This is a genomic window from Okeania sp. SIO2F4 (genome assembly GCF_010672385.1).
GTDB lineage: Bacteria > Cyanobacteriota > Cyanobacteriia > Cyanobacteriales > Microcoleaceae > Trichodesmium.
On sequence record NZ_JAAHGT010000183.1, the window covers coordinates 1 to 12,673 of the forward strand.

Sequence of the window (12,673 nt, forward strand, 5' to 3'; positions counted from 1 at the left end):
ATAGGCTTAATAATTATTACCTAGACCTGAATTTTTCAGAGAGCTGTTATATCTTATTAAGGGCAACTTTATGGAAAAATGTTATAAGATAGGTATTTTATGGGCTAAAGCCCAACTACAAACAAAAGTATTAGCAGAACGTTTGAGTGAGCATTTTAAGTAATAGTATAATGTTAGATTATAGTCTCGTAGTTGGCCTTTAGCCCTAACACCATTTCTCTCTAACAATAGGCTTAATAATTATTACCTAGACCTGAATTTTTCAGAGAGCTGTTATATCTTATTAAGGGCAACTTTATGGAAAAATGTTATAAGATAGGTATTTTATGGGCTAAAGCCCAACTACAAACAAAAATATTAGCAGAAAGTTTGAGTATTTTGCAATAGAATAAATCTATGCCTTACAGTAAATTCACCTTAGAAGAACTCAAACAAAAATTTAATATAATTCTGACAACTAACAAAGGAAAATTTCACAACTTACCAGAAGTTTCCCCTAGTCAATTTCTGATTGAAGATTTGGAAGAATATTTACCTTTAGCAGTAGCAATTGGTTCTGAAAAAGCTCGCTCTGAATTAATAGTTGCACCAATCTTAGTAGCAGTTATAAAACATTTCAACCAACAAATAAGTTTATTTTCTGGCATCGACTTTAATGTTGACACAGAACTAGGATTAAATGGTTTTTGTGATTTTATTATTAGCAATTCAATGCAACAACTTTTCATCGAATCACCAGTTATTACTTTAGTAGAAGCTAAAAACGATAATCTTAAATCTGGTTTAGCTCAATGTATAGCAGAAATGGTAGCAGCTCAAATTTTCAACCAACGTCAAAGTAACAATATTTCCAAAATTTATGGAGCTATTACTACTGGAACCGTTTCGCAATTTTTAGAGTTAGAAGGTGAAACTGTGGTATTAGATTTACCGAATAATTGTGGTTTAAAGCCTCCCCTTTTAAGGGGAAAAAAGCGGTCGTTTGCGGAGCAGTCCGTTAGGATAGGATGGCGAGGTTTCCTCGCCATATCCAATCGACCAAGAGAAGAAATGATATTTCCCAATCTTCAATCAAGCGCGGTTTTAACCTTCTTGTAATTATCAATTATCCATTATCAATTATCAATTAATGAATCTGCCTCCCCTTTCAAGGGGAAAAGCGGTCGGAAAGCGGAGCATGACCTAGGATGGGATGGCGAGGTTTCCTCGCCATATCCAATCTCCCCTTGAGAGAAGAAATAATGTTTCCTTATACTCAATTCCCGAGCGGTTTTAACCTTCTTGTAATTATCAATTATCAATTATCCATTATCCATTAATGAAAGAAATATTATGTGGAAAAATTACCAAAAATTTTAGGAATATTGACCAGTTTTGTTAGTTAATAATTACGCTTTTATAGTATAGTAATAAGTAAGCATTCAGCGTTCAGCTAGTCTCTTTTCCTGTGGAATGCTCCGCAAACGGAGGAACTATGTTAACAGCTATCAGCTTCTGAGACATATCTACATTTATCGCCACGCAATTGTACAATTGTATAGGTTGACAACTTCAATTCTCTGGTTGAAAATATAGTAGAAATTCAACGAATACTTGCTTCATTTATTAAAAAGCTGAGAGCTAAGAGCTGACCGCTAATAGCTGAATACTTACAGTAACAGTAAAAAAATTGGAGATGAACTATGTTAGGAACAGCATCAGAATCTAAGAAGAAAATTTACCGAATTATCTACGGTTACTGGCAAAGTCAATGCGTTTATACTGCTACAAATTTAGGTATCCCAAATTTACTACATTATGGACCACAAACTGTTGAAATAATAGCAGAAAAAACAGGAACAAAAGCAGAAAAACTTTATGTTGTGCTGCGTGCTTTAGCTCATTTAGGCATATTTGTAGAAAAGCCAGGACGTGTTTTTGCTGCTACAGAATTATCAGAACTTTTAATTACAGATGATTCCCCATCCATAGGTCATTTTTTAATGCACATTACAGAACCTGATATGTGGGATGGTTGGCGAGAATTAGAAAGTAGTTTAAAGACTGGAGAAGTACCTTTTGAATTAGCTAAAGGAAAGGATTTTTACAGTTCTTTTATGACAGAAAATCCACACAGTAAATATCTGTTCAATAATGCTATGAGTTTCCTAACTGCTGAAGCTGTCGATCCATTATTTGAAGTTTATGATTTTAGTCGTTTTGAAACAGTGATGGATGTAGGAGGAAATCAAGGAACATTAATTGCTAATATTGTTAAAAGGTTTGGCTGTAAAGGAATTTTATTTGACTTACCCCATGAGGTAGAAACTGCTCCTAATAATATCTCTAAATATGGAGTTCTTGACTCAGTAAAAATTGTAGGTGGTAGTGCTTTAGAATCTTTACCAAAAGGTGCTGATGCGATTACAATGAAGTATTTTTTATCAGTATTTAGTCGGGAAGATTCAATTAAGGTACTGACTAACTGTCGAGAAGCTCTCCCTAAAGATGGTAGAGTAATACTTTTACAAACTTTAGTTCCTTCTTTGGGAGCGCCTGTAGAATATCCCGATGGCACAATACCTGGTTTGGCAGCAGTGCAAATGATGATTACCAACCCAGGGGGGTATTGGCGCACAGAAGAGGAATATAAAGATTTGTTTGCAGCTAGCGGTTTCCAACTCGAACAAGTGGTTCATACTGGTACCAGTCTGACAGTTATGGAGTTTAGTCCCTGTTGAAGTAGCACTCAGCACTCAGCTATCAGCTTATCAAAGTCTCTATAAATTTTTGAGAAATGGTATAGCTGAAGTCAGAAGTCAACCCCAAGGGGGGAAGTAAAGGCGAATGGCAATTCGCCCCTATATTTGCAGCACGGACTAAATTTGAGAGACCTGAGAATGTCTGCGCTAGTAATGCTGACTACTACATAAGTATTCAACCAGATTTGATCTACAGCAGTTTTCCTGCACAGTAGACCACAGTAGGGGCGATTCGCGTTTGCGGAGCATTCCGTAGGAAATCGCCCCTACAAGGTTTTGATTATTACCAGAAAATACTGATAACTGATAACTGTTAACTGATAACTGATAAGAGTTGCTGAATCATTCTTTCTGCTTGAGAAGCATAACCACCACCAAATAAATTAAAATGATTCAAAATATGATACAGATTATAAAGAATTTTCCGCTGCTTGTAGCCATCATCTAAAGGCAAAGTTTCATTGTAACCACGATAAAAAGCATTGGGAAAACCACCAAATAATTCTGTCATGGCAATATCAACTTCCCGATCGCCCCAATAAGTAGCCGGGTCAAAAATCGCGGGTTCTCCATCCGCAGTAACTGAAGCATTTCCCCCCCATAAGTCTCCGTGAACTAGAGAAGGTTGCGGTTGATGACCTGCTAATAATTCTGGAATAATTTTCAGTAGGCGATCGCCCTGACTAAAACTGCCACCCCGACGTTTTGCTAACTTAAGCTGATAACCAATGCGATGTTGTACCCAAAATTCTGCCCAGTCTGCTACCCAAGTATTTATCTGCGGTGTAGAACCGATAGTATTATTAATATCCCAACCAAATTCGCTTTTTCCTTGGTAGCGATGTAAAGCAGCTAAGTTACGCCCCATCTCTTCCCAAGATTTATCCTTACCGCGACCGCCTAAGTCTAGCCATTCCAATACTATATAACAATTATTTCCCTCTGTTCCATAGCATAAAGGTTTAGGAACTCGAATAGTCTGAGTTTCCCACATTTGCTTTAATCCCAACGCTTCTGCTCGAAACATTTCCACCAGAGAAGCTTGATTAATTTTGACAAAATAGTTGCGAGTGCCATTCGTTATTTTATAACCACTGTTGATGCAACCTCCACCGACGGAACTATGGTTAGTTACTTCAAATTTTTCCTCTGTTACTTGGGTGATATGTTCGGCAATTTTTTTCCACATATATATTAAATAATCATTTCAACCAACATTTAATCATGGCATAAATTGAAGGTTTTAGGGCAAGCGATCGCCAACCTATTAATAAGCAGTATAGAATCTTAAAAATAGACAGTTTTGTATTGCGATACCGAGATCATGAAGTTACGTAATTGTTGTAATTGCACGACCTACATTAATTTGCAAGTTATCTAAAGATTGTTGACTTTGAATTATCCCAATTAGTTGCTCAGAACCATTACCCATAAAGCCATCAGCATCAAAGAAAATTCCTAAACCAGAAACGCCATTGGGTAAATTTACTGTATCTAGGCTATACTCTATGGCTCCCTTGAGTTGAATTATATCTTGACCTACTTCAAAGTCAGTAATTAAACCGTAGCTTGGAGGTGGTTCAGTGGGAGGTGGGGCAATTATGAATCGCACCTGACTATCATCGTAATAAATATTAGAGACGTCTCCAAGAACAAATGTATCTTGACCAGCACCACCAGTCAGTGTATCTCTTTCCAGTTGACCTGGTTGTTCCTCTAAAGCATTTACACCTATAAGAATGTCATCACCGTGACCACCGTTAAGTGTATCTTTACCAAAACCACCGATGATGGAATCTTCGCCTGTACCCCCATCTAAATTATCATTACCTGCGTCACCATTTAGGGTGTCATTACCGCCAAGACCAAATACAAAATCATCACCAGTACCACCATTAAGGCTATCATCATCCCTACCACCTAGAAGGAAATCATCATCACTTCCACCGTCTATGGTATCTCGACCACCCCTACCAATTAGTATATCTCTACCCTCAAAGCCATTGATTTCGTCGCCAAAACGAGTGCCTAAGAGAAAATTGTTACCTTTGTCGCCGTTGATAATTGCCATATTAATTATTTCCTTGCAAAAACCATGGGTACTTTATAATTGTAGTTTCGACTACTATCATAGTGATAATCTTAAAAATCAAGCAATAGGAAATCAGCATCTTTAAGCTAATCTTTATATAGATAATTTATATAAATCTATTAGTTTTTCAAATAATTCTAAATTATAGATAAAGCAATAAAAAATTCCATAATCATACTAACTAATACTAATTAAATAAAACAATGCTACAAAAATGTGGTGATTAGGAACAGAATTTTCTAGAAATATTCACAAAATTAGTATTGAAATTAGTATTTAGGTTGTCAATGGTTACAAATTGATTTATAAAATAATGTTGATTTTTGTGAAGTTTTAAATATGTAAAAACCTGATAAAAACGGAAATACGTTGGACTCATCAGTACAACTTATAGTAATTTTCTAGAGACACAAAGGTGTGTCTTCATCTAAAATCTTCATAAAACTTGACCACTGCTCTAAAAATAGACCGATATTAATGCTGGGGATGGTAATTTGGTAGTCCTGCATGGTAATGGTGAGGATATATATTTTTTAATTTCTCCGAGACTCCCCATCTCCGAATCCCCCCATCTCCGAATCTCCCCATCTCCCCATCTCCGAATCTCCCCATCTCCCTACACTCCCGATGCTTCCTTTACCATTACTATGCACCACCACCGGTAATTTTAACCCACAAAAATTTAGATGTCCACCCTGTGAAGTTAGAATAGCAATAACTTTTGACTAAAGCAGAGAATAAACCTGTAGAGAAAAAAAGCAGTGATATTCCCAGAAGCTTGAAAATTAACATCACTATGAGCAACCTCAATGACCTGAAGATAAAGTCGGGGCAAACTGTTCAAACTGGAGAAGTTTTAAGTGTTAGAGTTGAGAACAGGCGATACTGCTGACGCAACGCTCGGCATTTTTCTTTCCTGCGGAATGCTACGCAAACGGAATGCTGCGCAAACATGTGGCGCAGCGAAACGCCACTAGAGAAGAAAAAAAACTCCTTGAACTCTCTATCCAAGAAGTAATATCAGGCAAAGTTAGCGATCGCTCAATTAAATTATCTACAAGCTAAAACAAATATTGAACAAATTAAGGAGCAAGAATTTAGAAAAGCATCAATTAATACTGAATTAGCAACTATCGCAGAAAAGTTAGATAACTTAGCAGAAGTAACTCTACACACTCAAAACTTTCAACAAAACCTCTGCCATCTCTTTACATCCAACCTGTTTCATTCCTTCCGACATAATATCCCCAGTACGATAACCCTGCTCCAATACTTCCAAAACTCCTTTTTCAATTTTGTCTGCTGCCACAGGTTGCTCCAGAGCATAACGTAACATCATTGCCACACTCAAAACTTGTGCCAGAGGATTAGCCTTATCCTGACCCGCAATATCTGGCGCGGAACCATGAACAGGTTCAAACACTCCCGGTCCAGAAGCACCTAAACTTGCAGAAGGTAACATCCCAATACTCCCTGTCAACATAGCAGCAGCATCAGAGAGAATATCCCCAAATAAATTTCCTGTAACAATAGTATCAAATTGTTTCGGCCAACGAACAAGCTGCATAGCAGCATTATCTACATATAAATGAGATAACTCCACATCTGGATATTCTGGGGCAAGTTGGGTAACGCGATCGCGCCACAACTGAGAAACTTCCAAAACATTCGCCTTATCCACCGAACACAAATTACCCCCTCGTTTCTGGGCAGTCTCAAACCCCACCCTGGCAATACGGTCAACCTCTGACTCAGTATAGGCCATTGTATTGACACCCCGTTTTTCTCCAGTCTCCGTCTCAAAAACGCCTTTGGGTGTGCCAAAGTAGACCCCACCAGTTAATTCTCGTACCACCATAATGTCCACTCCTTCAACTATTTCTCGTTTGAGAGTCGAAGCATCTATTAATTGGGGCAAAATTTTGGCAGGCCGTAAATTGGCAAATAATCCTAATCCGGCCCTTAATCCTAATAGTCCGGTTTCTGGCCGTTGATGGCGCGGTAAATTATCCCACTTATAACCACCTATCGCTGCTAATAGTACCGCATCGCTATTACGACACATTTGTAGAGTTTGGCTAGGTAGAGGTTCCCCAGTAGCATCAATGGCCACTCCACCAATAGGAGCTTCTTGAAATTCACACTGGAAGTTAAATTGGCCGCCAACTACTTTCAAGACATCTACCGCCACTGCCATAATTTCAGGGCCAATGCCGTCACCGGGAAGTAGAGTAATGCGGTAGTTCATCATATTCTATATTTTTGATTTTATATGAGTTAGTTTGTTATTGAGCTAAATATTAACTATATAGCAATTTTCATCAAAGATGAGATACAAAATTTTAGCTTTTAGGAAACACCGGATCTGAGAACAGGGAACATAAAAGAAGAAAAACAACCCCATGTGCAACTTTTCTAAACTTACGGAATTTAAGTAGTTATGAAAATAACCTTTTCAGTCTTATGGCAATAAGCCGTTGTATTTTAGTAGAAAGTTGTACACCGCGTAAAAACAAGTCTTTTTCACAAAGGTGGAAAAACACTCTTATTACAATTTCACTGATTAATATTTATATAGTTTGGCTTCAATTTATAGGGACTAAATTTCAACATTATTTGTCTAGTCTTGTACAAGGATGTTCCACCAACTATTAAATCTGTTATTCCCTAAAAATAAATATCATCCTACTCATAGTAGCAACATAAATTGAATGTTTCTGGCATGGTTTCCTACGGAATACTGCGCCAACGTAACCGAAAGTTAGCTAAAGCAATTAGTGACTTAGGTTGGAGACAATTTAAGACTTTAACTGAGGCTAAATGTAACAAGTATGGCCAATAGTTTAAAGTAATTAATCGATGGGAACCTATATCTCATACATTGCAGTTGTTGTGGATTTAAAGGTGGCAAAAAATAATTAAATGTCAGAGAGTGGACTTGTTTAATACCAATTACTATACATTAATGCTATACTTAGGTGACACTACCCCATGTGCAACTTTTCTAAACTTACGGAATTTAAGTAGTTATGAAAATAACCTTTTCAGTCTTATGGCAATAAGCAGTTGTATTTTAGTAGAAAGTTGCACACCGCGTGACACTTCAATTATTAAGTGATTAATACAAACCGAATAACTTTTTTAATAATTATGAACCAGGAACGTGTTAATTATTCATCTTTTTACTTCTATGTACGGACGTTGCATGCAACGTCCCTCCGGCTCAATAAAATTTAGAAAAGTTTTTGATAAATGGTATAAGAGTAAACGTAAATATACTCTTAAAAAAGTAGTTGATTCCAATGAAGTGACAACCCACTCTTAGTCTTTTAAACAGCTTCGGTTGTTTGATTGATAGATAGGAATTATACATCATAATCACGATATTTGATGTGAAGAGTATAATGTAAATTATCTAGTTAAATTAAATCGATTAACAATGAATAAATCATTATTTTTTCTGAATAAATTAATCACAACTATGGCTCTGTCTATGATATTAGTTAGTTGGCTTGGTTTTAATCACATAACTCAGGCTAAAACTGAAGAAAAGCGTGCTGCTTGTGTTTTAGTTGATTTTGATGGTAGAATTAGGGCTTCAGGACGTTGTCAGGTTAAATTAACAACAACTAATTCTGGTGTTGAGTTTGATATTGACTGGGATGGTTCTACTAGGACTCAGTTTTCTATGAATAAATTTCCTACTGATGGAACTTATAGCGTAGAAATTAGCAATGGAGGAAGAGCTAGTATGAAAGTTGAGAAACAAGGTTCAGTATTTATTTTAAGAAGCAACAATGGTTTTAGAGGCAGAGTAATATTTCCATAAAATAGCAATTAGACAAAATAAATGGATGAGATATGAGTGAAATTTCTTCAGACTTGAGGTTTTGCTTATGTTATTATTTATGCAGCAACTCTAAGTATACTTCTATGACTGAAAATGAATATTATGCCCAAATATTTAAGTATTGTCCCTCTAATTTTTCTGTCTATCTTAGGTATGAAAATTTTGTCTATTCGTACATCCCACGCAGCAGATAAATCACAAATATTAAACCAAGTTTTACCTCACCAAACTGATAAATTTTTATTAGCTGCTGCTGGTAGTTGTAAGGTATCAATGCCAGCTCCTGAAACAAACGAACGTCTAGTTTTAAATGTGCGAGAAGTACCAAATGGCGCTCTTGTTGATACGGTTGATGATGGAGAAACAGTAAAATTAGAAACAGCAAGTGATATTGAAGGTTTGTTTTGGGTGAAGATTGTTGACCCTGTTGTAGGATATGTTTGGACGGAATATCTGACAAATTGTAAATAATTTTTTTGGTTGTAAATACGTTAATCAATATTAGACTCAGCTAGAGAAATAAAATTTGTTTTTAAGCTGAATTATTTTTATTTATTGCTGAAATTGTGACATTAACCAACTTCACTACTAAAAGTTGATTCACGTGTCGCCTAAGTTGCAATGTTTAATTACAGAAGTTTTGGAGTTGATGAGGTACAAAGTTTTACGAGTTTAGGTATGGATGAAATAGGGAAGACAGATTAGTATTAAACTTAAACTTTATCTCACTATCCTCAAAATCCTCAAAAGTGCTGTAAGTAGAAAAATTTTTAATCCTGGTAAAACTTGAGATTACCGAATTTTTTTACTACCTCCATCTGCTATAGTAAATTCTATAAATTCCAAATTTCGTACATCAACAATCCAATATTCTCCCACTCCCATATTTTTATATAAAATCTCTTTTTCTCCTTTATCATCAGAAAGCAAACTATTAGCAAATTTTATCATTAAGTCTGGCGACAAGTATTTTTATAAGTCAATTATCTTGTATATCACCACATTCTGACAAGTATAGAATTCTTTTTGATAATTGGTATTATTAGGTAGATAAAAGAGCAAGCAAACTCATAATTTTTCAATAAATTTTATTGATTTACTTTATTCTGCGTCTTTTATGATGTAATAAGATTCCTCATTATTCTGATACCTTTCTGATAGCCCTCTAATATTCTCTAAAGTCTTTTATATTTTTTGAAAAACTGTGTCTTGAATCTGCTTTCCTTTTTTTGATTTTGCCATTTTTCAATTTATTTATGTTTAGATTCATTATGACTTTCAATTTTAGTGTTTTGGCTTTTGAATTTTTGAGTCAACTTTTACAACTGATAACTGAAATGACCTACATAAGTTTTTTGACAACTAATAATTAATAACTGATAACTGAAATACCTCCTATTCTAATAACTGTTTAAGTTTTTGTTCCTGCCAAAGTAACTGATATAAACCTGATTGCCCTACTAACTGTGCATGATTTCCTGCTTGCACAATTTTCCCTTTATCCATCACAAAAATTCTATCTGCAGTAGCAGCAGCAGACATTTGATGAGAAATAAAAATTACAGTTTTCTTTTGAGTTCCTGTTGATAAATTTTGCAAAATATTAGTTGCTGTCTGATTATCTACACTGGAAAGTGCATCATCTAAAATTAATATTGGCGCATCAACTAATAAAGCTCTTGCTAATGCCGTTCTTTGTCTTTGTCCTCCTGATAAAGTAATTCCTCTCTCTCCGACTATCGTTTCATATTGTTGGGGAAAGTTGAGAATTTCTGTGTGAATTTGTGCTTGTTTAGCAGCAAATTCTATTTCTGTTTGTTCTTTTAATGGGTCTCCATAACGAATGTTATTTTTAATAGTTGTACTGAATAGAAAACTTTCTTGGGGAACGTAAGCGATCGCCCTGCGTAAATCTTCTAATTTTAGTTGAGTCACATCATAACCATCTATAAATAGTTGGTCAATATCAATATTTAAAAGTCGGGGTAATATATTTGCTAAAGTTGATTTCCCAGCACCAATAGGTCCGACAATAGCAATAGTTTCTCCTGGTTGAATCAGAAAATTAATGTTGTCTAAAGCAGGTGTTTTACTACCTGGATAAGCGTATGTTAATCCTTGGCTTTTTATCCAACCTTTTACTACTTGTGGAAAAGTTAGAGGTGATTCATGGTCTTTAATTTTTGGTTCAACTGTGAGAATAGCTTCTACACGGTCAATACTTACTTCTCCTCTTTGATAAGCAGTAATTGTAAAACCTAATAATGCGGTGGGAAAAACTAAACGCTCAACATAAAGAATTAAAGCTACAAAATTACCAACTGTTAATTCGCCAGTTTCCAGGTAACTTGACCCATTAACAAGTAATATTAACAAGCTTAAACTTGCTAAACTAACAAGGATAGGAAAAAGAATATTACGAGTTCTTGCTAAATCTAAATTTACATCTAAAAGTCGTTGATTATATTCACCAAAAGCTTGCCTTTCATTTTCTTCTTGAGCATATATTTTGATTAGAGAAATACCATTCATATCCTCTTGAATCAGATCGCTCATATTAGAAAGTTCTTCTTGCACAGCTAATTGTTGACTTTGCAGTTTATTACTAAATATTTTTACAAGTATTAGCATGATAGGATAAACAGAAATTGCTAAGATAGTTAACCGTACATTAATAGAAAGCATAACTGGTATAGTTAAACCATAAGCAAAAATTGTATTGCTAATACTTAATACTGCAAAACCTAATAGTCTACGAATATTATCAACGTCACTTGTGGCGCGGTTAATTAAATCTCCAATTGTATTATTACTAAAGTAGGATGGTTCTAATTTTAAAAGTCGATTAAAAATCTTTTGTTTAAGGTCAAATTCTACCTGTCGCCCTACTCCAAAGATGAGAATGCGGGAGACTATTCTAATTACCCACATAATGGAGGCAAAAATTACAATTGTCAGTACATAGTATAAGAATTCATTAAATTTGGTTGCTACTTCCAAATCATCTATAGCTTGACTAATTAATTTCGGAATATAGATTCCTAAAGTATTAACTATAAGTAGGGAAAAAATTCCTAATGAAGACTTTCGCCAATGAGGACGTAAGTAGGAGGCTAATTTTTGGAGTCGTAGTTGAGAAGATTGAGCCATAGTAGTAATTTTCTATTTTAGATGATGCTATGATTTTGACATCCTCCCCAACCTAAAGGCACGGGGATTCCTACCGAGCCGAAACTCCTTGGAGGGTTGACGTTTCATTAACTGCTGCTAACTTGACGCTAGTCTTACGCTTGCCTCCACGTCCGTTTTTTGTCTCGGACTGCCTACCCGCGACTAATATGTTTACTGCTGCATTTTCATCTCGGTCGTGTTTGGCCACACAGTTTAGACATTCCCACTCTCGAATTGATAAGTCTAATTTTCCACCTTTGAATCTACACCTAGAGCAAACTTGAGATGTTGGTTCCCATTTGCTGATTACTCTCAATTCACGACCATATTTTTCGGCTTTTCCTTCTAACAGCGTCCTAAATTGCCTCCATCCTAAATCTGATATAGCTCTGGATAATTTGTGGTCTCTTGGTGCGCGTTCCCTCTCTTGGTCGGCAATTCCCATGGCGCACTTCGGAGCGGCTCTGAAAGAGCGGGAAACCTCGCCGGGTTCCGACCGCAAGCGAGCTGTCGTCGTCGCGGGGTCGCACCGCTTTTTTTACCATTCCAGAGACATTGTCATACCTTTAAAACAATTGTTTGGTTTTCACGAATTATTTCAGTAGATAATTTGTGCAGAAAGTCAGTCCTTGTATCTTTCAATTGGCCATTAAATTTAGCAATTCCCAGCCTCCCTTTTTCATATCGTTTAGAGCCTCTAGTTTTCTGAAATAATGACTTACTTAACTTTCGTTAGCGCAGCTCCTCCGGAGGAGGCAACAGGCTACTTCTTAATTCGTTTCTTAAGTGGCTTAGGAGCATCAACCTTTTTACCATTAC

At 35.9% G+C, this 12,673-nt stretch carries 14 protein-coding genes; 6 read left to right on the plus strand and 8 right to left on the minus strand.

Annotation, left to right across the window (positions count from 1 at the left end; genetic code table 11):
• Positions 1–396 precede the first annotated feature (396 nt).
• A complete protein-coding gene (locus tag F6K22_RS13930; RefSeq protein WP_293098523.1) occupies positions 397–1,098 on the plus strand; it encodes a hypothetical protein in 702 nt (233 codons plus the stop codon).
• A 584-nt stretch (positions 1,099–1,682) separates the two neighbouring features.
• Positions 1,683–2,720 carry a methyltransferase gene (locus F6K22_RS13935; protein ID WP_293098526.1) on the plus strand — a complete coding sequence of 346 codons (1,038 nt, stop codon included), beginning with the start codon at positions 1,683–1,685 and terminating at the stop codon, positions 2,718–2,720.
• A gap of 334 nt (positions 2,721–3,054) precedes the next feature.
• Here the strand turns inward: F6K22_RS13935 and F6K22_RS13940 are convergent, their stop codons facing one another.
• The 3 genes from F6K22_RS13940 to F6K22_RS13950 form a co-directional block, all read right to left on the minus strand.
• Entirely contained in the window at positions 3,055–3,930 is an 876-nt protein-coding gene (locus tag F6K22_RS13940; protein WP_293098529.1) for a fructosamine kinase family protein, read from the minus strand.
• 141 nt (positions 3,931–4,071) lie between these two features.
• Positions 4,072–4,812 carry a calcium-binding protein gene (locus F6K22_RS13945; RefSeq protein ID WP_293098531.1) on the minus strand — a complete coding sequence of 247 codons (741 nt, stop codon included), beginning with the start codon at positions 4,810–4,812 and terminating at the stop codon, positions 4,072–4,074.
• A 554-nt stretch (positions 4,813–5,366) separates the two neighbouring features.
• Positions 5,367–5,489: a hypothetical protein gene (locus tag F6K22_RS13950; protein WP_293098533.1), complete on the minus strand. Its 123-nt coding sequence runs from the start codon at positions 5,487–5,489 to the stop codon at positions 5,367–5,369.
• 283 nt (positions 5,490–5,772) lie between these two features.
• Here F6K22_RS13950 and F6K22_RS13955 point away from each other — a divergent pair, with 283 nt between their 5' ends.
• Positions 5,773–5,898, plus strand: coding sequence for a hypothetical protein (locus F6K22_RS13955; RefSeq protein ID WP_293098536.1), 126 nt, complete (start codon positions 5,773–5,775; stop codon positions 5,896–5,898).
• Between the two features lie 103 nt (positions 5,899–6,001).
• Here F6K22_RS13955 and leuB read toward each other — a convergent pair whose 3' ends face one another.
• Positions 6,002–7,084 carry a 3-isopropylmalate dehydrogenase gene (gene leuB, locus F6K22_RS13960; protein ID WP_293098538.1) on the minus strand — a complete coding sequence of 361 codons (1,083 nt, stop codon included), beginning with the start codon at positions 7,082–7,084 and terminating at the stop codon, positions 6,002–6,004.
• 456 nt (positions 7,085–7,540) lie between these two features.
• Between leuB and F6K22_RS13965 the strand changes: the two genes are divergently transcribed.
• From F6K22_RS13965 to F6K22_RS13975, 3 genes are all read left to right on the plus strand, one after another.
• A complete protein-coding gene (locus F6K22_RS13965) occupies positions 7,541–7,675 on the plus strand; it encodes a hypothetical protein (protein ID WP_293098541.1) in 135 nt (44 codons plus the stop codon).
• Between the two features lie 597 nt (positions 7,676–8,272).
• Positions 8,273–8,662 carry a hypothetical protein gene (locus tag F6K22_RS13970; RefSeq protein ID WP_293098544.1) on the plus strand — a complete coding sequence of 130 codons (390 nt, stop codon included), beginning with the start codon at positions 8,273–8,275 and terminating at the stop codon, positions 8,660–8,662.
• 114 nt (positions 8,663–8,776) lie between these two features.
• Positions 8,777–9,154, plus strand: a complete 378-nt coding sequence (locus tag F6K22_RS13975; RefSeq protein ID WP_293098547.1) for an SH3 domain-containing protein — start codon at positions 8,777–8,779, stop codon at positions 9,152–9,154.
• A gap of 321 nt (positions 9,155–9,475) precedes the next feature.
• Here the strand turns inward: F6K22_RS13975 and F6K22_RS13980 are convergent, their stop codons facing one another.
• The 4 genes from F6K22_RS13980 to F6K22_RS42040 all read right to left on the minus strand — a co-directional run bounded on the left by F6K22_RS13980 (position 9,476) and on the right by F6K22_RS42040 (position 12,523).
• Positions 9,476–9,634 (minus strand): hypothetical protein, encoded by a 159-nt coding sequence (locus F6K22_RS13980; protein WP_363273528.1) that lies wholly within the window; start codon positions 9,632–9,634, stop codon positions 9,476–9,478.
• A 444-nt stretch (positions 9,635–10,078) separates the two neighbouring features.
• Positions 10,079–11,833: an ABC transporter ATP-binding protein gene (locus F6K22_RS13985; protein WP_293098552.1), complete on the minus strand. Its 1,755-nt coding sequence runs from the start codon at positions 11,831–11,833 to the stop codon at positions 10,079–10,081.
• A 70-nt stretch (positions 11,834–11,903) separates the two neighbouring features.
• Positions 11,904–12,299, minus strand: a complete 396-nt coding sequence (locus F6K22_RS13990; RefSeq protein ID WP_363273530.1) for a zinc ribbon domain-containing protein — start codon at positions 12,297–12,299, stop codon at positions 11,904–11,906.
• 113 nt (positions 12,300–12,412) lie between these two features.
• Positions 12,413–12,523 (minus strand): hypothetical protein, encoded by a 111-nt coding sequence (locus F6K22_RS42040; protein WP_363273532.1) that lies wholly within the window; start codon positions 12,521–12,523, stop codon positions 12,413–12,415.
• Positions 12,524–12,673: the final 150 nt, after the last annotated feature.